The sequence below is a fragment of the Rhizobium deserti genome, assembly GCF_004358025.1.
In the GTDB taxonomy this organism is placed as follows: Bacteria; Pseudomonadota; Alphaproteobacteria; order Rhizobiales; family Rhizobiaceae; genus Neorhizobium; species Neorhizobium deserti.
In genome coordinates this window covers 36187-56551 of sequence record NZ_SMTL01000004.1, presented here as the reverse complement: position 1 = coordinate 56551, position 20365 = coordinate 36187, and the positions used below count along the sequence as shown (strand labels likewise).

The window sequence follows — 20365 nt, the reverse complement described above, 5'->3', positions numbered from 1 at the left end:
GCGCCGCTCAGCGCGTAAAGCTCTGGGCATTGCCTGCATCGACATTGATGATGTTGCCCGTCGATTTCGCCGACAGATCCGACGCCAGGAAGTAGATCGCTTCGGCGATATCCTCCGGAAATACGTTGAGCTTCAGCAGCGAGCGCTTGCGGTAGTGTTCTTCCAGCTCACTGATGTCGATTTTCGACGATGCCGCGCGCTGTTCACGCCATTCCCCATTCCAGATCTTCGACCCGCGCAGGACGGCATCCGGATTAACCGTATTAACCCGGATGCCCGCATCGGCGCCTTCCAGTGCCAGGCAGCGGGCCAGATGGATTTCGGCGGCCTTGGCGGTGCAATAGGCCGAGGCATTCGGCGAGGAAGCAAGACCGTTCTTGGAGGCCACGAAGACGACATTGCCGCCCAATTTCTGTCGCCGGAAGAGCTTGAAGGCTTCGCGGGAAACGAGGAAATAGCCTGTTGCCAGGATATCGATGTTCTTGTTCCACATGGCCAGCGTCGTTTCCTCGACCGGAGCCGAGGAAGCAATGCCCGCATTGGACACCAAGATATCGACACCGCCGAATTCAAGGCACGCTTCCGCAAAAGCCTTCACCACCCCGTCTTCGCTCGTCACGTCGAGCAAGACGCCACGGACGGCGTCCTTACCGAAGCCTTTTTCAAAATCGGACTTGGTTGCTTCGAGCGCACCAGCATCGATATCGGCGAGCACGATGCAGGCACCCTCCCCCATCAGTCTTGCCGCTGTCGCCCGGCCGATACCGCCGGCGCCGCCGGTCACCAGAGCCACCCGCCCGGCCAGGCTTTTCGGCTTCGGCATGCGCTGCAGCTTGGCTTCTTCCAGAAGCCAGTATTCGATATCGAAGGCTTCCTGCTCCGGCAGGCCCTGATACTCTGATACTGTCGAGGCGCCGCGCATGACATTGATCGCGTTGACGTAAAATTCACCGGCAATGCGGGCGGTCGCCTTGTCCTTGGCAAAGGAGAACATGCCGACGCCCGGAACCAGGAAGATCACCGGGTTGGGATCGCGCATGGCCGGCGAATTGCTATGCTTGCAGCTCTCGTAATAGCGGGCGTAGTCGGCGCGGTAGTCTTCCAGAGCCTGATCCAGCGATCCGAGCACCGCTTCCACGTCCGGCTTCGCCGGATCGAAGTCGAGGATGAGCGGCCGGATCTTGGTGCGCAGGAAATGATCCGGGCAACTGGTGCCGAGGGCTCCCAGCGGCCTCAGGTCTTTCGAGTTGACGAATTCCAGAACGGCGTCCTGATCGTCGAAATGGCCGAGCTTGCGCTCCGCCTTGCCGATGCGCCCGCGGATTTCCGGCATCAGCTTGGCGGCGATAGTACGGCGCTGGCTTGCAGGCAGGCTTTGCGTCTCCGCACCGCCGAAGATCGTCTTGCCTTCTGTCTCACCGGCGAACCAATCGATCGCCTTGTTGATGATATCCAGAGTCAGCTCGTAGCAGGCCTTAGCATCGTTCGCCCAGGTGAACAGGCCATGACTTTCCAGCACGGCACCTTTGGCATTCGGATTGGCCTTGACGAAGGCTTCCAGATCGAGGCCCAGCTGAAAGCCGGGACGCCGCCAGGGGAGCCAGCCGATATCATCGCCGAAGATCTGCTGCGTCAATTGTTTCGAATTCTTCGAGGCTGCAATGGCAATGATTGCATCCGGATGCATGTGGTCCACATGCGTATAGGGCACAAAGCCATGCAGTGGCGTGTCGATGGAAGCGGCGCGCGGGTTGAGGTTGAAGGTGCAATGCGGCAGGAAGCCGACCATGCGATCTTCGTCCTCGACACCTTTGTAAATACCCTTGAGCGCTTCCAGCTTGTCCATGTAGAGGGTGGCGAAGCCGTCGAGCTTGATCGTGCCGACATCGCCGCCCGAACCTTTCACCCACATGACGCGCACTTGCTCGCCCGTCAGCGGATCCGTTTCCATGACCTTGGCAGATGTATTGCCGCCACCGTAATTGGTGATGCGCTTGTCGCTGCCCAGCAGGTTGGAGCGATAAAGCAGCTTGCCCGGTTCATCGAGCGAGGCTGCATGGGAATCATCCCAAAGATTTTCGAGAAGGCGGGTATGGCCCGACATCGCTGTCCTCCCAAGCTATTTCGACACACGGCGACACGCGGTCGCCATCTCCCAATGCAAGGATATCACGCAATGTTCCTGCCACTGTCAATCACAAACAATCATAATTATTCATGTTGCAACGCAACAAGGCTGAATGTGATTGTTTTTGATTGACAGCATCTGGTTTTCTGGCGATATTCGGAAACGAGGAGGAGCTCATGCACGAACGTGAACGCCATCGCATCATCTTGAGTGCAATCCAGGAAAAGGCCGTGATCACGGTCCAGGATATCGCCGAGTTGACGGATGCCTCGGAGGCGACGATCCGCCGCGACATCGCTTCGCTACACGTTCAGGGCAAACTCCGGCGGGTGCGTGGCGGCGCTGAAGCCGTTCACCCACCGCAGCTCGGCAATCTTGCGGCGCGCCCATTTCGGGTATCGGAATCAGTCAATATCGACAAGAAGCGCTCAATTGCCCGCCGTGCGGTCGAACTCTGCGAAGAAGGCGATTCGGTCATCATCAATGGCGGGACCACGACCTTCCAGATGGTACATTTCATGTCGGCCCGCCGCTTGCAAGTCATGACGAATTCCTTCGCCATCGCCGAACACCTCGTGAAGCATTCCAAAAGCAATGTGACGGTACCGGGCGGGGCGATTTACAGAGAACAGAGCCTGATCCTGTCTCCCTTCGACAACGACGCCATCCGCAATTTCTACGCACGGCGCATGTTCATCGGAGCGCAGGGAATAGCGCCGCTCGGCATCATGGAAGCCGACGCGCTGGTGATACAGAGCGAGCAGAAACTGATGCAACAGGCGGAAGAATTGATCGTCATGGTCGATTCTTCGAAATTCCGCCGCAGGTCCAGCCTGATCCTATGTCCGCTGGAGCGGGTCACAACAATCATTACGGATTCGGAAATCGAAGACGTCGCTGCGCGGATGATCGAGAATGCCGGCGTGAAGCTGGTGATTGCCGGCAGCGCCAAGGCAGAAGAGACCGACGCGGAAGACGCCACGGAGGATACGACCTCGGCCGCATGAGGAGTGGCCGCGGGAGGAAGACGAACTTATCAACTGGGAGGATGGAACATGAAACTTGCAAAGAAATTGGCGATCGGCGTCGCGCTTGCCTTCGCCACGATGACGACGGCTGCCAGCGCGGCCGATATGAAGATTGCCCTCGTGGTCAAATCGCTGGGCAACGGCTTTTTCGAAGCCGCCAACAAGGGCGCTCAGGAAGCGGCCAAGGAATTGGGCGGCGTCGAGATTATCTATACCGGCCCGACGACCACCACGGCGGAAGGTCAGATCGAAGTGATCAATTCACTGATCGCCCAGGGCGTCGATGCGATCGCCATTTCCGCCAATGATCCCGATGCCGTTATTCCGGCTTTGAAGAAGGCCGCACAACGCGGCATCAAGGTGATTTCCTGGGATTCCGGCGTCGCGCCTGAAGGGCGTATCATGCACCTCAACCCGTCTTCCAACGAGCTAATCGGCAAGATGTGCCTGACGCTTGCCAAGGGCCACCTGGAAGGCGGCAAGGGCGACTTTGCCATCCTGTCAGCGACCACGACCTCGACCAACCAGAACACCTGGATTGCCGAGATGAAGAAGCAGCTGAAGGATTTTCCGGGCCTCAACCTCGCCACGACCGTTTACGGCGACGACCTCGCCGACAAATCCTACCGCGAAGCCCAGGGCCTTCTGACCTCGCAGCCGAACGTCAAGGTCATCGTCGCTCCGACCACGGTCGGTGTGCTCGCAGCCTCGCAGGCGGTCAAGGATGCCGGCAAGATCGGCCAGGTTTATGTGACGGGCCTCGGCCTGCCATCCGAAATGGCCGGTGCCATCAAGTCGGGTGCGACGAAGGAATTCGCCATCTGGAACCCGATCGATCTGGGATATTCTGCGACCCAGATCGCCTATCACCTCGTCAAGGGTGATGCGGACGGCAAGCCCGGCTCCGAGGTCAAGGCCGGCCGTATGGGCTCCATCAAGATTGGCGACAATGGCGAAGCGGCCATGGCAGATCCCTTCGTCTACGACGCAAAGAATATCGACCAATTCTCGAAGATCTTCTGATCTTTCACGGGTTCCTCCCGCCGGCGGTCGCGAATGGCCGCCGGGCCTTTATCCAAAGCAATGGCTGACGATGATGAGTGCTGTCGAGATGGCAAATGACCTGCCGCTGCCTGAAGCGGAAACGCCTGTCCTGGAAATGCGTGGCATCAGCCAGATTTTCCCAGGCGTGAAGGCATTGGATTCGGTGTCCATCCAGCTGTTCGCCGGCCAGGTGACGGCGCTGATTGGCGAAAACGGCGCTGGCAAGTCTACGCTCGTCAAGATTCTGACCGGCATCTATCGTCCCAATGAGGGCGAGATCCTGATCGACGGCGAGCCTGTCGCTTTTGCAAGCGCCCAGGCGGCGATCGATGCAGGCGTCACGGCGATCCATCAGGAGACGGTGCTTTTTGACGAGCTGACGGTAGCGGAAAACATCTTCCTCGGCCACGCGCCCCGCACGCGTTTCGGAATGATAGACTGGCGGCAGATCAACAGCCGCGCCAAGACCTTGCTGGCGGCGCTGGAAACCGAAATCGATCCCACCATCCGGCTGCGCGACCTGTCGATCGCGCAACGGCATCTTGTCGCGATCGCAAGGGCACTGTCGGTCGAAGCGCGCATCGTCATCATGGACGAGCCGACGGCCGCACTGTCACGAAAGGAAATCGACGACCTTTTCCGCATCATCGAGGGCCTCAAGCGGCAGGGCAAGGCGATACTCTTCATCAGCCACAAGTTCGACGAGGTTTATGAGATTGCCGAAAACTTCGTCGTTTTCCGCGACGGCCGCGCTGTCGGCCACGGACGTTTGAAGGAAACGCCCCAGGATCTGATCGTCCGGATGATGGTCGGCCGCGACGTCAAGGATGTCTTCCCCAAGGTCGCAGCGCGTATAGGCGCGCCGGTTCTATCTGTGCAAGGCTACAGTCACCCGACAGAATTTCACGACATATCCTTCGAGCTTCGCCAGGGCGAGATCCTCGGCCTCTACGGCTTGATCGGTGCCGGGCGCTCCGAACTCTGCCAATCTCTGTTCGGTGTCACCCGTCCCTCTTCCGGCCGCCTTGCGCTGGAAGGGAAGACGCTCGCTATCCGCTCCTCCAGCGACGCGATCCGCGCCGGCATCGTTTATGTGCCGGAAGAACGTGGGCGTCACGGGCTCGCGCTCCCCATGCCGATCTTCCAGAACATGTCGCTCCCCTCTCTGTCGCGCACCTCGCGCTCCGGTTTTCTCAGCGCCGCGAACGAACTGGCGCTGGCCCGAACCTATGCCGAGCGGCTCGATCTGCGGGCCGCAGCACTCTCCGTGCCCGTCGGCACCCTGTCGGGAGGCAATCAGCAAAAGGTCGTGATCGGCAAATGGCTGGCGACCCGGCCAAAGGTGATCATTCTGGATGAACCGACCAAGGGCATCGATATCGGCTCGAAGGCTGCCGTGCACGGCTTCATCAGCGAACTGGCGTCGGAAGGATTGTCGATCATCATGGTCTCTTCCGAGCTTCCTGAAATCCTCGGCATGTCGGATCGGGTGATGGTGATGCGCGAGGGATTGTCTGCAGGCCTGTTCGAGCGTGAGCAATTGAGTGCCGAAGCGCTTGTCCGTGCCGCAACCGGAAATATATGAGGACTGGCCATGGCTCGACTGCTGAAAAACCGCGAGATCCTGCTGCTCGTCATTATTGTCATCATGGTATCAGGCTTCTCGACAAGGGCGCCGGGTTTTGCTTCTCCGGCAAACCTTGCAAACATCTTCAACGACACATCCATCCTGATCATCCTGGCGCTCGGCCAGATGACGGTGATCCTGACCAAATCGATCGACCTCTCGGTTGCGGCCAATCTTTCCTTCACCGGCATGGCGGTGGCCATGACAAATGCGGCCTATCCGGACCTGCCGCTGGCGCTGCTGATCCTCATGGCGCCGGGTATCGGGGCTCTTCTCGGCGCCATCAACGGTTTCCTTGTTTGGGCGCTGCAGATCCCGCCCATCGTCGTCACGCTCGGCACGCTGACCATCTATCGCGGCATGGCCTTCGTGCTGTCGGGCGGCGCCTGGGTCAATGCCCACCAGATGGCCCCCTCCTTCCTCAACATTCCCCGCATGCCGGTGGCCGGATTGCCGATCCTCGCCTGGATCGCCATCCTGATCGTCATCGGCGCGTGGTTCGTCCTGACGCGCCTGCCGTTCGGCCGGGCGACCTATGCCTCGGGCGGCAATCCGACCGCGGCGATCTATGCCGGTATCAATATCGGCTGGACGCGGTTCGTCGCCTTTGTCCTGTCGGGTGCTCTGGCAGGCCTTTGTGGTTACCTTTGGGTGTCGCGCTATGCAGTCGCCTATGTCGATATTGCCATCGGCTCCGAGCTGGACACTGTGGCTGCCTGCGTCATCGGCGGCATTTCAATTGCCGGGGGCATCGGCACGGTGGCCGGCGCGGTACTCGGATCCCTGTTTCTAGGCGTCATCAAGAATGCCCTGCCGGTCATCGGCATCTCGCCTTTCGCCCAAATGGCGATATCCGGGATCGTCATCGTGCTCGCTGTCGTTTTCAACGCCCGGGCCGAGAAAAAGGCAGGTCGCATCATCCTGCGTGACCGCGGCGCGAAGGAGGTTTCCGCATGAGCGACATGGTTTCGTCCAGACGACCCATACCGGATCGGCTGGGGACCAAGGCTTCCAGAACCTTGGCGAGTTGGGAAGTGCTGTTGTTCGGCGTCGCGATCCTGATCTTCATCTTCAATTCGCTTGCCTCGCCTTATTTCCTCAATGCCTGGAACCTGTCGGACGCGACCTTCAACTTCACCGAAAAGGCCATGATCGCCTTTGCCATGGCTTTGCTAGTCATCGCCGGCGAGATTGACCTCTCGGTTGCAGCCATTATCGCGCTGGCCTCGACGGCCATGGGCGCTGCGGCGCAAATGGGCATTGGAACGCCAGGTCTTGTCGCAGTAGGTCTCGGTGTGGGTCTCCTCTGCGGAGCCATCAACGGACTGCTCGTTTCGGGCCTGAAACTGCCATCGATCGTCGTGACAATCGGCACGATGAGCCTGTTTCGCGGCATTTCCTATATCGTGCTGGGCGACAAGGCCTATGGAAAATACCCCGAAAGCTTTGCCTATTTCGGGCAGGGCTATGTCGCCTGGGTCTTTTCTTTTGAATTCGCCCTGTTTGTCGTGCTCGCCGTGCTTTTCGGCATCCTCCTGCACGCCACGAATTTCGGCCGCCAGGTCTATGTCATCGGCAACAATGAATTTGCCGCGCGCTTCTCCGGCATTCCGGTCGAACGGGTGAAATTCATCCTCTTCCTTTTAACCGGGCTGATGTCCGGCATCGCCGCCGTCTGCCTTACCTCGCGGCTCGGCTCCACGCGACCCTCGATCGCCCAAGGCTGGGAACTGGAAGTGGTGACCATGGTTGTGCTTGGCGGCATCTCCATCCTTGGCGGTGCGGGAACCATCGCCGGCGTCGTGATCGCCGCCTTCGTCATGGGTCTCGTGACATTCGGGCTCGGCCTCCTCAATGTTCCCGGCATTGTCATGTCGATCTTCGTCGGGCTCTTGCTGATCATCACGATTGCGGTGCCCATCATCGGCCGCCGCATCAAGGAGATGGGCCCGAGAGCATGAACAAGGCAATGGAAAAGCACGCTTTCAAGATGAAGCTTCATCCCGGAATGGAAGCCGAATATCGCAGGCGCCATGACGAGATCTGGCCCGAACTCGTCGAGCTGCTGCATGAGGCGGGCGTCAGCGACTATTCGATCCATCTCGACCGCGAAACCAACACCCTGTTCGGGGTTCTGAAACGGCCGACGGATCACACGATGGCAAGCCTGCCGGATCATCCTGTAATGAAGAAATGGTGGGCGCATATGGCCGATATCATGGAAAGCAATCCGGACAATTCGCCTATTCAGAGCGATCTCGTCACGGTGTTTCATCTGCCATGACCGAGTGCCGGAGGGTTGCCGTGCTCGACATTGGCAAAACCAATGCCAAGGTCGTGGTGCTGGATTGCACGACCGGCGAGGAGATCGGCGGAAAGCGCATCGGGAACCGTGTCTCGGCCGGGCCTCCCTATCCCCACTACGATATCGAAGCCCTGTGGTCGTTTACGCTCAGTGCGCTGGCTGATCTGCTGCAAGAGCCGGGCTACGATGCCATTTCCATCACCACGCATGGCGCATCTGCCGTCTTGCTGGATGGCGAGGGCGAGCTCGCGCTGCCGGTCCTGGACTACGAGCATCATTATTCGCAGGACGTGGAAGAGGCATATCAGGTGCTTCGTCCGCCGTTTTCCGAAACCTTTTCGCCAAGCCTGTCCGGCGGCCTGAATATCGGGGCACAGATCTTCTACCAGAAGACGGTCTTTCCCGAGGAATTCGCCCGCGTTCGAATCATCCTCACCTATCCGCAATACTGGGCTTATCGCCTGACTGGCGTTGCAGCCAATGAGGTCACCTCGCTTGGATGCCATACCGACCTGTGGAACCCGCGCGAGAACCGCTATTCTTCGCTTATCGACACGCTCGGCATTCGCGGCATGATGGCCCCGGTCCGCTCCGCCTTCGATGCGCTAGGTCCGGTCCTGCCGGAGATCGCAAGCCGCATCGGCTTGACGAAGCCCGTGCCGGTGCATTGCGGAATTCATGACTCCAACGCTTCGCTGCTTGCCCATGTCATGGGCAGACAGCCGCCCTTTTCTGTTGTCTCGACCGGCACATGGGTCGTCAATTTCGCGGTCGGCGGCAATCTCGATCACCTGGATCCAGCCCGCGACACGCTCGCCAATGTCGATGCCTACAGCCGGCCCGTCCCTTCGGCTCGATTCATGGGCGGCCGGGAATTCGAATTGCTCGCGGCGGAACTCGGCCCGCTGTCTATCGAAGAGGCGCTTGGGTCAGTTCCCGCAGTTGTCGAAAGGCATATGATGCTGCTTCCGAATATCGCCGAAGGGTCCGGGCCGTTTCAGGGTCAACATTGCACCTGGCTCAATGCTGCGGGCGCAGATGCCCAGCAACGGTGGGCCACCGCATGCCTTTATCTCGCGCTGATGACGGAGACCTGCCTCGACCTTGTCGGCGCTAAGGGACCAACCCTGGTGGAAGGGCCATTTTCCAGCAATACCGTTTACCTGAAGGCGCTCCGCTCCCTGCTGGGGCGCCCGGTTCTGGCTCTGCCCGGTTCCACGGGAACGGCGCAAGGCGCGGCTCTGCTTGCGGCGCCGCATGCTCTCCCGCAGGCGGGCACGCAGATTGACGGCCTGGCGCAGGATGTTTCGGCCTATAGGCGCGCCTGGCATGATGCGATCCGAGCGAATGGCAAGACGGGTGAGCCGACGCTCAGCCCAGTTCCAATGTCGTGATCCCGAAGACCCGGTTCATGGGCGCCTCTGGACGGCGCCCGCGATACATGCGTGCGGTCATGAAGCCCTTGGTAAAACCGAGCCCCTGTAGCCGCTCGACAAAATCCCGCTGCATGTCGGGCACGTCGATCTGCAGAGGCGCTTGTTTCGCTTCCGCCGCACAGGCTCGTAAAAGCAGTTCCGCATCGGCTGCCGTCGCGGCAAAGAGCGGGCCTATCTTCCAGCCGTAATGGCACTGCCGGCAAACGGCATACCCTTCGGCCCGCCCGTTTCGAATGAGCACCTTGGCGACGCGCGGCGGCTGCAGCCACTCGGTGAGGAAGGCGATACGCTCCGCGGGAAACGCCTCCCGCTCATAGGCGAGAAGAGCGGCAAGCATGTCGACATTCGCGGTCTGAACCTCGGCAGGCGCGGGGACAGCCAGTGTTCCGCTCCATCTGCCCGTCTCATAGGCCGCCTCAAACCCTATCTTGCTGTAGTTAGCTTGCTGTTCCGGCACGCCATCCAACCCAATGGTTCGGCCCTCGAGATGAGCCGTCGCAGCATCCCAGACCATGCGGCCATAGCCTTTGCCGCGGAAATCAGGATGAGCAATGTAAAGGCCGATAAAGCCGAACGCGCTTCCGTAGCGCACCGCCGAAATCCCGGCCGTCATCCGGTCGCCGACGAAGCAGCCGATAAACCCTGCCGGATCGGCGGCACGAAAGGCGGCGGCATCGGTCAGGCCCGGATTCCACCCCTCAGCTTCGGCCCAATCGAGCAGGACCTGAACCTCGTCAAGCGTCAGTGACCGGATTCTTGGGAGCACGGTCATGAAGCCCGCAAGGTGTCAGGTGCAAACGCTTCGAGCAGACCGCTATACGGCTTCGACACCGGAGACGCATAGGCGCCCCGCTTGGCCGTGGAGAGGCCCAGCGCCACCAGCGCCTCGGCCTGTTTAACTGCCGCGGCGACGCCGTCGACGACGGGCACGCCGAATTCGGCCCGAAGCTCGGCGGTCAGATCTGCCATGCCGGCACAGCCCAAAATGATGGCTTCGGCTCGATCCTCCTGGAGAGCGATGGATATTTCCGCCCGCAGACGCTCGCCCGCGTTGGAAGCAGGATCCTCCAGCGACAGAACGGGAATATCGGCAGCTCGCACCTTGCAGCGGCCCGCCATGCCATAGCGGTAAACCAGATGTTCGAGCGGCAGGCGTGAACGCTCCATAGTCGTGACGACGGTGAAGCGCTGGGCAATGAAGGCTGTCGTCGCGAGCGCCGCCTCGCAGATGCCGATCACCGGTATATCCGCAAGCACGCGGGCCGCATCCAGTCCGGTATCGTCGAAGCAGGCAATGATTGCAGCGTCTACGCCGGCTTTCTCACCCTTTGCGATTTCCGCAAGCAGGCCGGGTACGGCAAATGCCTCGTCATAATATCCTTCGATGGAAACCGGTCCCATCGCCGACGTTACTGGGATGATCTCCGTGCTGGAATGGGCCGCACGCGACGCCGACTCGGCAATCGTCGCAGTCATGCTGGCGGTGGTGTTTGGATTGACGACAAGAATGCGCATGGATTGCTTCACGGCCGCAGACGGCGGCGATTGAGATGGACGATGAGCCCGAGCGTTCCGGCAATGACGAGGAAGGAAAACACCGTCGTCACCGTACCGAGCGCATAAAGCACCGGCGTCGTGACATTGGTGGTCATGCCATAGATTTCGAGCGGAAGGGTATTGAAGGATCCCGCTGTCATCAATGTGCGGGCAAATTCATCATAGGACAGCGTGAAGCCGAACAGGCCGACGCCGATCAGGCTTGGCGCGATCATCGGCAGCACGACATGGGCAAAAGTCTGCCAGGAACTGGCACCAAGATCTCGCGCGGCCTCCTCATAGGCTGGGGAGAAACGGTTAAAGACGGCAAACATGATCAACACGCCGAAGGGCAGCGTCCAGGTGAGATGCGCGCCGAAGGCGGACGTGTACCAGTTCGGCTGGAAGCCCAATTGCTGAAACACGACCCCGATGCCGAGGGAGATAATGATCGACGGCACGACGAGACTTGCGACGGCGAGATAGAAAAGCGGCGTTGCGCCGATGAAGCGGCGGCGAAATGCGAGCCCGGCCAGCAGCGACACGACGACGGTTACCAGCATGACCATGATCCCTAAAATGGCCGAGCGGCGGAACGAGCCACCAAAATCGCCGACTGCCTGGGTTTCGAACAGGTTTGCAAACCAACGCAGCGACACGCCATTGAGCGGGAAGGTCAATCCGCCGTTCGGCCCCTGGAACGAAAGGATCAGGACGGCCGAAAGCGGGCCATAAAGGAAGAGCACGAAGATCGCGAAGAAGATCGCCAGGATGTAGAATTCGCGGCCGCGCTTGTCACTATGCATGTCAAAGCTCCTTACGAATGTCGACGATGCGCAGGATGCCGGCGACCATCAAAAGGACGAGGACGAGCAACACGACGGCGTTGGCAGCGGCAGCCGGATATTGCAGCAGCGACATCTGGTTCTTCATCATCAGCGCCACCGAGGCGCTCTGTCCGCCAGACATGACTTGCACGGTCGAGAAATCCGCCATCACCAGTGTGACGACGAAGATCGTGCCGATCGCCATCCCCGGCTTAGCGAGCGGCAGGATGACGTTGGTGAGGATCTGCCAGCTCGATGCGCCGGCGTCACGGGCGGCTTCGACCAGCGACTTGTCAACGCGCATGAGCGTGTTGAAGATCGGTGTGACCATGAAGAGCGTGTAGAGATGCACCATAGCCAGCACGACCGCAAAGTCCGAATAGAGCAGCCATTCAATCGGTTCGGAAATCAGGCGGGAACTGATCAGCGTCGAGTTGACCAGACCATTACGGCCCAGAACCGGGATCCATGAGATCATCCGGATGATATTCGACGTCAGGAAAGGCACGGTGCAGACGAGAAACAGCACCATCTGCATGGCACTGGTGCGGATATGGAAGGCCAGGAAATAGGCGACCCAGAAACCGACGAACAGGGTGATCACCCATACCATGAAGGCGTATTTCAGCGTGTTCAGATAGGTCTTCCAAGTCACCCACGAGCCGAGCGTTTCGGTGTAGTTGAAAGTGACGAAATCAGGATACATCTGGGCAAAATCATAATCCCAGAAGCTGACGACGGTGATCATCAGGACCGGCAGAAGCAGGAAGCCGCCGAGGATCAATGTCAGCGGCGTCGCCTGCAGATAGGAGATGGAAGCCGGCAAGAGATGAAATCTCTTCGCCTTGATGGCTTGGCCCTTGACCGGTTCCGAGGATGTGATCGTCGCCATCTTGTACGTTCCCGAGGTTCGAGGGTGAGGGAAATACTTTCCCCCCACCCGGTCGTCATCCTCGGGCTTGACCCGAGGATCCACGTTGGTTGGCCGTCTGCCTTAACCCATTGAGCCGCCGCCCGCGGCATGGATCCTCGGGTCAAGCCCGAGGACGACGGCGGAGAGCATGAAAGCGTTTGGCAGGGGTTAAGCCTGCGTTAAGCGGCGATGAACTCGTTCCAGCGGCGCACCATGTAGCGGTCCTCGTCCATGACCGAGTTCCAGCATGCGACATGGCCCATGCGTTCTTCGAACGAACCGCCGTCGCGTACGGCGCCGGCCTTTTCCATGACCTTGCCATCCGGAGCGACGATGTCGCCCTGGGCCGGCTTGCCTTCGATCCAGTAGCCCCACTCGTCGGCGGACATATGTTCCTTGGCGGTGTCCATGGCCGCCGAATAGTAACCCTGGCGGTTCAGGTAGGCGCCGACCCAGCCGGACGTGTACCAGTTGATGTATTCATAGGCCGCATCGAGCTGCGCGCCCTTGAGATGCGACGCGAGGCCGAGACCGCCGCCCCACGAACGGTAGCCTTCCTTGAGCGGCTGGTATTTGCAGGCGATACCCTGGGAACGCACGGCGGCAACGGCCGGCGACCACATGGACTGGATGACCACTTCGCCGGACGACATCAGGTTGACGCTTTCGTCGAAGGACTTCCAGAAGGCGCGGAACTGACCGGCCTGCTTGGCCTTGATCAGGAAGTCGATGGTCTTGTCGATTTCCGCCTTGGTCATGTTGCCCTTGTCGGCATACTTCATGTTGCCCATGGCTTCCATGATCATCGCCGCATCCATGATGCCGATCGACGGAATGTTGAGGATCGACGTCTTGCCCTTGAACTTCGGGTCCATGATGTCGGCCCAGGTCGAGATCTCGCGACCGACCAGGTCAGGACGAATGCCGAGCGTATCGGCATTGTAGATCGTCGGCATCATCGTGAACCACTGGGTTTCTTCCTTGGCGAATTTCTTGTCACTCGCCTTTTCGACGAACCCGACCGTGTGCGGCGCAGTACCCTGCGCGATCACGCTGTCCGGCTTCAGCTTGCCGTTCTTGAAGAGCGGCACGACCTTGTCGTAATATTTCAGCTTCTTGACATCCATGGGCTGGATGACGCCGGCCGGATAGACCTTCTTCAGGATCCAGTATTCGATATCGGCAATGTCGTAGGAATTCGGTTGGGTGACGGCGCGCTGGGCGGCGGCATCCGAATCGGTTGCGGTCATTTCGAGCGTGATGCCGAGGTCGGCCTTGCACTTTTCGGCGATCGCATTGAGGTTTGAGACGCCGGTGCCGAACTGGCGGATGGTGATCTTGCTCTGCGCCCAGATAGTCGGGAAGCCGGTGATGGCACCGGAGCCGGCGGCAAGACCGGCCGCGGCAGAAGCCGTCTTCAGCAGCGCGCGTCGCGAAATACCCTTGGATGTCTTCTTGGTCTCAGTCATTGCCTGTTCTCCTCTGTTAAGTTTTTTGTTGGGCGGTGGCTAGTGCTTGAGGCGACCGAGGACGATCGCGTCCTCGCGGCCCCAGGACAGCTGTATCGCTTCTCCGACCTTCACCGGGTTGGCGAAAAAGTCCTTGTCCGTGATGATTGCTGTAAAGTCCTCGATGCCGGCGCCGTTGACCGAGAGCTTCACCGAAGAGCCGCGATATTCGACGTTCGTCACCGAGCCGGTGAATCCCAGGCCCTTTTCCGAAGGAGGGCCGATGCGGACGTGATCGGTGCGGATGGCGATATCGGCCGTATCAGTCAATTCGCCATTGTCGCCCGTTGCCACAAAATCGGCGCCGGCCGGTACGGAGAGCATCATTTCCCCACCCTGGCTCTTGGTCACGCGCCCCGAGATGACGTTGTGATCGCCCATGAATCTGGCGACGAAAGCGGTCGCCGGCTTTTCAAACACGACCCGCGGGTGCGCCGCCTGTTCAATGCGGCCGTCGTTCATGATGACGATGATATCCGCCAAGGCCATCGCCTCTTCCTGGCTATGGGTCACATGCACAAAGGTGATGCCGAGCGAGGTCTGCAGCTTCTTCAGTTCCGCGCGCATTCGGATCTTAAGAAACGGATCAAGCGCCGAAAGCGGCTCATCGAGCAGCAGCGCCTCTGGATCGGTGATCAGCGCACGGGCAAGCGCCACGCGCTGCTGCTGGCCGCCGGAAAGCTGGGCCGGCCGGCGCGTCGCATAGGCTTCCAGCTGCATCAGCCGCAGCATGTCCATGGCCTTGGCGCGACGGGCATCCTTATCGATACCCTTCATCTTCAGCGAAAAAGCGACGTTGTCGACGAGATCCAGATGCGGAAACAGCGCGTAGGATTGGAACATCATCGCCGTCCCGCGGCGCGCAGGCGGGAAATCCGTAACAACGACATTTCCGAGCCGAACGTCGCCGGATGAAATGCTTTCGTGGCCGGCAATCATCCTCAGCGTCGAGGTCTTGCCGCAACCGGACGGACCCAAAAGGCAGCAATAGGTGCCGCCCGGGATCTTCAGGCTGATCGTATCAACCGCAGTCGTTGATCCGTATACCTTGGACACAGATACGATATCGATTTCGGCAGCTTTATGCATTCGGCGCTCCTATCTCTCAACAAGATGCATTCGCCGTGCCAATTCCTACAGCTATTGCTTTCCCAAGGGCTTGGGACGCGACCCTTTCTCAACTTGCGCAATATGCGCAAAATGAAGGCGACCGATTTCGATCAGTGGCGAAATTGTATGCAATCTTGCTTGAGATCGAAAACAAGCTGCTTGGCACTGGTTGGCTGATCGAGTTACAAAGACCCAACAGGATGCAGTGATGAATATCAGCGAGAAAATAATTCCCCCTGAAACGGCCTCAGAAGACCGCTCCTTGGCTATACGCGAAGCGCTCCGCAACGCGATCATCGATCGTCGCCTTGCGCCCGGCACGAAACTCTCCGAGGCCGAAGTCGGCTCTCTCTTCGACGTCAGCCGGACGGTGGTGCGCGCCGCGCTGCAGATGCTGGCCTTTGAGGGTCTCGTAAGAACGGAGCGAAATCGCGGCGCCTTTGTTTCCCACCCGTCACCGGAAGAAGCTCGGCAGGTCTTCGCCTCGCGCCGGTTGATCGAGCAAGGCATCATGGCCGGCGTCCTGGCCCACGTTACTCCAGCTGACATCCAGCAGTTCCGCCGCCAGCTCGGCGAGGAGCAGCGCCATATGAACGAACGGGGTCCGGCAGCCCGCCGCGCCGAGATCAAAGCCTCCGGAGATTTTCACCTGATGCTGGCCGCGGTGGCGGGCAATGCCATCCTGCAGCGCTTCATGGAAGAACTCGTTGCCAGGTCATCGCTGGTCATCGCATTGTATGGGCGCTCCGGCACATCCAGCTGCGGCCATTCCGAGCATTCGGCCATTCTGGATGCCGTCGAGCAGGGCGACGAGAAGCGTGCTGCGGAGCTGATGATCCACCACATAAACCACATCGAGGCGGACCTTGACCTGCAGATCAAGCAGGGAATGGGGCTCAAGGACGCATTGACGCTTCGCTGAATTTCATCGATGCTCGCCTCCCAAGACCGCTCTTGCAGTGCATATAAACTGCGTTGACTCTCTCCGAAAAGCTCTGTCTATTTGTATAGTCAATACCGTGGCGGCTCAAACGAACACGGAAACGACGGGAACAGCCGACAGGCGGAACAACAACAAGCGGAGAAATCACCAATGCTCAAGAGACATTTCCTCAAGGCCGCCGTTAGCGCTGCTCTTTTGATCGGCACCGCATTTTCGGCCCATGCCGCGGATGACGCGCTTGCTCGTATCAAGGCCGCCGGCGTGATGAAGGTCGGCACCGAAACAGCTTTCGCACCCTTCGACTTCATCGATGCCGGAGAGCACACGGGCCTCAACGTCGACTTCTTCGCTGAGCTCGGCAAGGATCTCGGCGTCAAGATCGAATGGGTCGAACTGCCCTGGGACGGCGTCTTCCCGGCACTGGAAGCCGGCAAGTTCGATTTCGTTGCAGGCCCGGCCACTATTACCAAGGCACGCCTCGAACGCTTCAAGATGACCGCGCCGATCGCAGAAGCGACCGTAGCCATTCTTAAGAAGGCAGGCGACACTTCGATCACCAAGCCTGAAGACATTGCCGGCAAGGCAGTCGGCTCGGGCAAGGCCACCTCGCAGTTCGCGCAGCTTCAGGAATATTCGGCAACACTTCCGACTAAGGTCACGGCGCGCGAATACGTGTCCTTCAACGACGCCTATGCAGATCTTGCGGCCGGCCGCATCGTTGCCGTCGCCAATTCGCTGCCCAATATCGCTTTCGTTGCCAAGCAGCGGAAAGGTGCCTTCGAGGTTGTAACGCCAGCCTTCGGAAAGAAGTCCTATTTCGGCTTTATCGGCAAGAAGGACGCCGATAGCGCCAGCCTCGTCGATTATGTCAATTCCGAAGTGATCAAGATGAAGAAGGACGGTCGCCTGGCGAAGATGCAGGAGAAGTGGTTCGGCACGACCTTCGATACGCCGGACGAAGTCAAGGAACCTACCTTCTAAGCCAGTATCTGGTATCGTGCTGATGGGCGGGGTTCGACAGACGCGTTCCGCCCCTCCTCCCATTTGCTCCATCCGCCTGCCGCATCCGCGCGGACGAGACGTGACGACAGATGACGTTTAAAATTTTTACGCTTCTTCTTCAGGCCGCGGTTTCGACCATCGGTATCAGCCTGGTCTCGATTGCGATCGGTTTCGTGATCGCGATTCTGCTTTCGGCCGCGAACCTTTCCGGCAAGGCCATCTATTCTGCTCCAGCAAGAGTGTTCGTAAGCTTCTTTCGGGGCGTACCGCTGCTCGTCCAGCTTCTGCTGATCTATACGCTGCTGCCGGCCATCGGCCTGAATGTCCCGAGCATTGTCGCGGCAATCGTCGGCCTATCTCTCTGCACGGCAGCCTACCAGGCCGAGAACCTGCGCGGCGGCTTTGCCAGCGTTCCGAAGGGACTGATCGAGGCGGCCGAAGTGACCGGGCTCAGCCCCCGGCAGACCTTTTTTCGCATCCGCGTTCCGATCGCCCTGAGGTTGACGCTGCCGGCGCTGGTCAACGAAGCGATCATGATCCTCAAATCGTCATCGCTTGTGTCGGTCGTCGGCATCATCGAACTGACCAAGATGGCACAGGATCTCGCATCTAGCACCTATCTGCCGATCCCGATCTTCCTCAGTGCCGGTCTTATCTACCTCGTGATCTGCTCGGTGATTGCGCTGATCGGCCGCTATGCAGAGCGAAGGCTCGCGAGGACCTCCATATGATCTTCAATCCTGAAGTCATCATCGAGAAACTGCCTGAGCTTGCTAACGGGCTACTTGTTACCATTCTTCTGTGGGTTGCCGGTATTGCCGGCGGTGTCGTCCTCGGCTTTCTCGTGGCGACGGCGCGCCGCTTTGGGGGATTCGTGACGAACGCCGTTCTGGGTTCGATCGTCGAAGTGCTGCGTGGCACGCCTTTTCTCATTCAGATCTTCCTCCTCTACTATGGAGGCCCCTTCGTCGGCCTGATGCTGGATCCGATCCCCTGTGGCCTGATCGGCCTGATGGTCTATAGTGCCGCCTGTTACAGCGAGATTTTCCGCGCCGGATTCGGTGCCGTGCCGGCAGGTCATGTGGAAGCGGCAGGCTGCCTCGGCATGACCCGCCTGCAGACAATCCGACGCATCCAGATCCCCGAAATGGCAGTGATCGTGCTGCCGCCGGCGGTCAACCTTTCGGTGATCCTGCTGAAGGAATCCGCCGTTTTGTCGATCATCACCGTGCCGGAACTGACGGCAACCGTCAGCGCCATCGGCTCGCAGCAATATGCCTATCTGGAAGCCATCTTCATCCTTGCCGTGGTTTATTGGGTGCTAGTCGAGCTGACCGACCGGATTGGCAGGCTTGCTGAATATCGCCTTTCCCGCTTGAGGTTTTCGAAAGCATGACCCTATCCGCCATCACCATTCAAAACCTGGTCAAGCGGTTCGGAAACGCGACCGTTCTGCAGGATATCAACCTGGAAATTCCGCAAGGCAAGGTTTCATGCCTGATCGGTCCTTCCGGTTCCGGTAAAAGCACGCTGCTGCGCTGCCTCGCCTTTCTTGAGGAATCCACGAGCGGCATGATCACCATCAATGGTGAGGCGCTGGGCTTCTTCGAAACACCAAGTGGCAAGCGGGAACGTCTGCCGCCGGGACAGATCCGGGCTGTCCGTGCACAGACCGGCATGGTCTTCCAGCAGTTCAACCTTTGGCCGCACATGACGGCGCTTGGCAATGTCAGCGAAGCTTTGAAGATCGTCCGCAAGATGCCGAAGGCGGACGCCGACGAAAAGGCGATGGCTCAGCTCCGTAAGGTCGGCTTGGAAAATCGCGCCGGCCATTATCCATCGCAGCTGTCCGGCGGCCAGCAGCAGCGGGTCGCCATCGCCCGTGCGCTCGCCCTCGAACCGAAGATCATGCTGTTCGACGAGGCCACTTCTGCGCTTGACCCGGAACTGACCGGCGAAGTGCTGAAGGTCATGCGCGACCTTGCCGACGAGGGGATGACCATGGTGGTGGTTACCCATGAGATCGGCTTTGCCGCGACGGTGGCAAACCAGATCAGCTTCCTCGACCATGGCCGACTGCTCTTTTCCGGGCCGCCCGCCGAGGTTTTCGCCAAGCCGCGTCACCCGCGCCTCGACCAGTTCCTGGATACTTATCTGGACCGCGGCGCCAGCATGCTGGCGTAGCGGGCGGAGCGGCAAGCGATCATGGCCGAAACCAATGCCGATACCGCACCGGTCCTGTCGCTTCACCAGCGCATCCTCGGCGATATCGAGCAGAACATCTTGACCGGGCGCTGGCCACCGGGCCACAAAGTGCCCTCCGAACAGCTTCTGGCGGAGCAATACGGCTGCTCCCGGATGACCGTCAACAAGGTGCTAACCCAATTGGCGCGGGCGGGCCTGGTGCAACGCCGCCGCAAGATTGGCAGCGTCGTCCTGCCCCAGAAAGCGCAAAGCGCCATTCTGGAAATCTACGACATCCGCGAAGAGGTCAAGGCGCTCGACCGCCCCTATTCCCATCGCATCTTCCAGCGCAGCCTGCGCACACCCGACAAGGATGAGCGGCTGACGCTAGATCTCTTGCCGAAACAGAAGATCGTTTCCGTCACCTGCCTTCATTTTGCTGGTGAAGCACCGTTTTGCCTTGAGGAGCGGTTGATCAACCTGGCGGTTGTGCCCGAGGCCGAAAGCGAGCAGTTCGAAGACCTTCCGCCTGGCCCCTGGCTCCTTGGTCATGTTCCCTGGAGTGCTGCTGAGCATCGCATCGCCGCATTGGGCGCCAATGAGGTGGCAGCCCGCCATCTGCACCTGGCTCCAGGAACGCCGGTTCTGGTCGTGGAACGGCAGACTTGGCGCCTAGACCAGTCGGTTACCCATGTGCGCCTAACCTATCCCGGCCAGAGCCACGCATTGATGGCTCGCTTCACCCCTTCCCAAGCATAAACGAATTGAACAGGA

Annotated in this window: 20 protein-coding genes; 13 read left to right on the top strand and 7 right to left on the bottom strand. The window is 59.7% G+C overall.

Annotation, left to right across the window (positions count from 1 at the left end; all coding sequences use genetic code 11):
• Positions 1 to 7 precede the first annotated feature (7 nt).
• Positions 8 to 2104: a bifunctional rhamnulose-1-phosphate aldolase/short-chain dehydrogenase gene (locus E2F50_RS16015; RefSeq protein WP_133317189.1), complete on the bottom strand. Its 2097-nt coding sequence runs from the start codon at positions 2102 to 2104 to the stop codon at positions 8 to 10.
• A 200-nt stretch (positions 2105 to 2304) separates the two neighbouring features.
• On the opposite strand from E2F50_RS16015, the gene E2F50_RS16010 reads away from it, so the two are divergent.
• The 7 genes from E2F50_RS16010 to E2F50_RS15980 all read left to right on the top strand — a co-directional run bounded on the left by E2F50_RS16010 (position 2305) and on the right by E2F50_RS15980 (position 9526).
• Positions 2305 to 3135, top strand: coding sequence for a DeoR/GlpR family DNA-binding transcription regulator (locus E2F50_RS16010; RefSeq protein WP_133317188.1), 831 nt, complete (start codon positions 2305 to 2307; stop codon positions 3133 to 3135).
• 48 nt (positions 3136 to 3183) lie between these two features.
• Entirely contained in the window at positions 3184 to 4179 is a 996-nt protein-coding gene (gene rhaS, locus E2F50_RS16005) for a rhamnose ABC transporter substrate-binding protein (RefSeq protein WP_133317187.1), read from the top strand.
• An 88-nt stretch (positions 4180 to 4267) separates the two neighbouring features.
• A complete protein-coding gene (locus E2F50_RS16000; protein WP_425375392.1) occupies positions 4268 to 5785 on the top strand; it encodes a sugar ABC transporter ATP-binding protein in 1518 nt (505 codons plus the stop codon).
• A gap of 9 nt (positions 5786 to 5794) precedes the next feature.
• On the top strand, positions 5795 to 6784 hold the full coding sequence (locus E2F50_RS15995; RefSeq protein ID WP_133317185.1) for an ABC transporter permease: 990 nt from the start codon (positions 5795 to 5797) through the stop codon (positions 6782 to 6784).
• Positions 6781 to 7788 (top strand): ABC transporter permease, encoded by a 1008-nt coding sequence (locus E2F50_RS15990; RefSeq protein ID WP_133317184.1) that lies wholly within the window; start codon positions 6781 to 6783, stop codon positions 7786 to 7788. Before E2F50_RS15995 ends, E2F50_RS15990 begins: the two co-directional genes overlap by 4 nt.
• Positions 7785 to 8111, top strand: coding sequence for an L-rhamnose mutarotase (rhaM, locus tag E2F50_RS15985; protein WP_133317183.1), 327 nt, complete (start codon positions 7785 to 7787; stop codon positions 8109 to 8111). The genes E2F50_RS15990 and rhaM overlap by 4 nt, the downstream gene beginning before the upstream one ends.
• Positions 8108 to 9526, top strand: coding sequence for an FGGY-family carbohydrate kinase (locus E2F50_RS15980; protein ID WP_133317182.1), 1419 nt, complete (start codon positions 8108 to 8110; stop codon positions 9524 to 9526). Before rhaM ends, E2F50_RS15980 begins: the two co-directional genes overlap by 4 nt.
• On the opposite strand, the gene E2F50_RS15975 is transcribed toward E2F50_RS15980, so the two are convergent.
• The 6 genes from E2F50_RS15975 to E2F50_RS15950 form a co-directional block, all read right to left on the bottom strand.
• The gene (locus E2F50_RS15975) at positions 9504 to 10340 is read right to left on the bottom strand and encodes a GNAT family N-acetyltransferase (RefSeq protein ID WP_133317181.1); all 837 of its coding nucleotides are present in this window, start codon (positions 10338 to 10340) and stop codon (positions 9504 to 9506) included. The two genes, E2F50_RS15980 and E2F50_RS15975, sit on opposite strands and share 23 nt — an antisense overlap.
• Positions 10337 to 11083: an aspartate/glutamate racemase family protein gene (locus tag E2F50_RS15970; RefSeq protein WP_133317180.1), complete on the bottom strand. Its 747-nt coding sequence runs from the start codon at positions 11081 to 11083 to the stop codon at positions 10337 to 10339. The genes E2F50_RS15975 and E2F50_RS15970 overlap by 4 nt, the downstream gene beginning before the upstream one ends.
• An 8-nt stretch (positions 11084 to 11091) precedes the next feature.
• The gene (locus E2F50_RS15965; RefSeq protein ID WP_133317179.1) at positions 11092 to 11910 is read right to left on the bottom strand and encodes an ABC transporter permease; all 819 of its coding nucleotides are present in this window, start codon (positions 11908 to 11910) and stop codon (positions 11092 to 11094) included.
• A gap of 1 nt (position 11911) precedes the next feature.
• On the bottom strand, positions 11912 to 12823 hold the full coding sequence (locus tag E2F50_RS15960; RefSeq protein ID WP_133317178.1) for an ABC transporter permease: 912 nt from the start codon (positions 12821 to 12823) through the stop codon (positions 11912 to 11914).
• A gap of 200 nt (positions 12824 to 13023) precedes the next feature.
• Positions 13024 to 14313, bottom strand: coding sequence for an ABC transporter substrate-binding protein (locus E2F50_RS15955; RefSeq protein WP_133317177.1), 1290 nt, complete (start codon positions 14311 to 14313; stop codon positions 13024 to 13026).
• Between the two features lie 39 nt (positions 14314 to 14352).
• Entirely contained in the window at positions 14353 to 15441 is a 1089-nt protein-coding gene (locus E2F50_RS15950; RefSeq protein ID WP_133317176.1) for an ABC transporter ATP-binding protein, read from the bottom strand.
• Between the two features lie 283 nt (positions 15442 to 15724).
• Here E2F50_RS15950 and E2F50_RS15945 point away from each other — a divergent pair, with 283 nt between their 5' ends.
• The 6 genes from E2F50_RS15945 (at position 15725) to hutC (ending at position 20350) form a co-directional block, all read left to right on the top strand.
• The gene (locus E2F50_RS15945) at positions 15725 to 16384 is read left to right on the top strand and encodes a GntR family transcriptional regulator (RefSeq protein WP_342635738.1); all 660 of its coding nucleotides are present in this window, start codon (positions 15725 to 15727) and stop codon (positions 16382 to 16384) included.
• A 171-nt stretch (positions 16385 to 16555) separates the two neighbouring features.
• Positions 16556 to 17386, top strand: coding sequence for a transporter substrate-binding domain-containing protein (locus E2F50_RS15940; RefSeq protein WP_133317174.1), 831 nt, complete (start codon positions 16556 to 16558; stop codon positions 17384 to 17386).
• A 110-nt stretch (positions 17387 to 17496) separates the two neighbouring features.
• Positions 17497 to 18138, top strand: coding sequence for an amino acid ABC transporter permease (locus tag E2F50_RS15935; RefSeq protein WP_133317173.1), 642 nt, complete (start codon positions 17497 to 17499; stop codon positions 18136 to 18138).
• On the top strand, positions 18135 to 18803 hold the full coding sequence (locus tag E2F50_RS15930; protein WP_133317172.1) for an amino acid ABC transporter permease: 669 nt from the start codon (positions 18135 to 18137) through the stop codon (positions 18801 to 18803). Before E2F50_RS15935 ends, E2F50_RS15930 begins: the two co-directional genes overlap by 4 nt.
• Positions 18800 to 19591 carry an amino acid ABC transporter ATP-binding protein gene (locus E2F50_RS15925; RefSeq protein WP_133317171.1) on the top strand — a complete coding sequence of 264 codons (792 nt, stop codon included), beginning with the start codon at positions 18800 to 18802 and terminating at the stop codon, positions 19589 to 19591. The genes E2F50_RS15930 and E2F50_RS15925 overlap by 4 nt, the downstream gene beginning before the upstream one ends.
• 21 nt (positions 19592 to 19612) lie before the next feature.
• Positions 19613 to 20350, top strand: a complete 738-nt coding sequence (gene hutC / locus E2F50_RS15920; RefSeq protein ID WP_133317170.1) for a histidine utilization transcriptional repressor HutC — start codon at positions 19613 to 19615, stop codon at positions 20348 to 20350.
• Positions 20351 to 20365: the final 15 nt, after the last annotated feature.

What these genes read in the sequence shown, in the direction of transcription:
- E2F50_RS16000 (WP_425375392.1), top strand. Translation starts at nt 4,268, where the DNA reads ATGGCAAATGACCTGCCGCTGCCTGAAGCGGAAACGCCTGTCCTGGAA.
- E2F50_RS15990 (WP_133317184.1), top strand. Translation starts at nt 6,781, where the DNA reads ATGAGCGACATGGTTTCGTCCAGACGACCCATACCGGATCGGCTGGGG.
- E2F50_RS16015 (WP_133317189.1), bottom strand. Translation starts at nt 2,104, where the DNA reads ATGTCGGGCCATACCCGCCTTCTCGAAAATCTTTGGGATGATTCCCAT.
- E2F50_RS15970 (WP_133317180.1), bottom strand. Translation starts at nt 11,083, where the DNA reads ATGCGCATTCTTGTCGTCAATCCAAACACCACCGCCAGCATGACTGCG.
- E2F50_RS15980 (WP_133317182.1), top strand. Translation starts at nt 8,108, where the DNA reads ATGACCGAGTGCCGGAGGGTTGCCGTGCTCGACATTGGCAAAACCAAT.
- E2F50_RS15950 (WP_133317176.1), bottom strand. Translation starts at nt 15,441, where the DNA reads ATGCATAAAGCTGCCGAAATCGATATCGTATCTGTGTCCAAGGTATAC.
- E2F50_RS15930 (WP_133317172.1), top strand. Translation starts at nt 18,135, where the DNA reads ATGATCTTCAATCCTGAAGTCATCATCGAGAAACTGCCTGAGCTTGCT.
- hutC (WP_133317170.1), top strand. Translation starts at nt 19,613, where the DNA reads ATGGCCGAAACCAATGCCGATACCGCACCGGTCCTGTCGCTTCACCAG.
- rhaM (WP_133317183.1), top strand. Translation starts at nt 7,785, where the DNA reads ATGAACAAGGCAATGGAAAAGCACGCTTTCAAGATGAAGCTTCATCCC.
- E2F50_RS15960 (WP_133317178.1), bottom strand. Translation starts at nt 12,823, where the DNA reads ATGGCGACGATCACATCCTCGGAACCGGTCAAGGGCCAAGCCATCAAG.
- E2F50_RS15975 (WP_133317181.1), bottom strand. Translation starts at nt 10,340, where the DNA reads ATGACCGTGCTCCCAAGAATCCGGTCACTGACGCTTGACGAGGTTCAG.
- E2F50_RS15955 (WP_133317177.1), bottom strand. Translation starts at nt 14,313, where the DNA reads ATGACTGAGACCAAGAAGACATCCAAGGGTATTTCGCGACGCGCGCTG.
- E2F50_RS15995 (WP_133317185.1), top strand. Translation starts at nt 5,795, where the DNA reads ATGGCTCGACTGCTGAAAAACCGCGAGATCCTGCTGCTCGTCATTATT.
- E2F50_RS15935 (WP_133317173.1), top strand. Translation starts at nt 17,497, where the DNA reads ATGACGTTTAAAATTTTTACGCTTCTTCTTCAGGCCGCGGTTTCGACC.
- E2F50_RS15940 (WP_133317174.1), top strand. Translation starts at nt 16,556, where the DNA reads ATGCTCAAGAGACATTTCCTCAAGGCCGCCGTTAGCGCTGCTCTTTTG.
- rhaS (WP_133317187.1), top strand. Translation starts at nt 3,184, where the DNA reads ATGAAACTTGCAAAGAAATTGGCGATCGGCGTCGCGCTTGCCTTCGCC.
- E2F50_RS15925 (WP_133317171.1), top strand. Translation starts at nt 18,800, where the DNA reads ATGACCCTATCCGCCATCACCATTCAAAACCTGGTCAAGCGGTTCGGA.
- E2F50_RS15965 (WP_133317179.1), bottom strand. Translation starts at nt 11,910, where the DNA reads ATGCATAGTGACAAGCGCGGCCGCGAATTCTACATCCTGGCGATCTTC.
- E2F50_RS16010 (WP_133317188.1), top strand. Translation starts at nt 2,305, where the DNA reads ATGCACGAACGTGAACGCCATCGCATCATCTTGAGTGCAATCCAGGAA.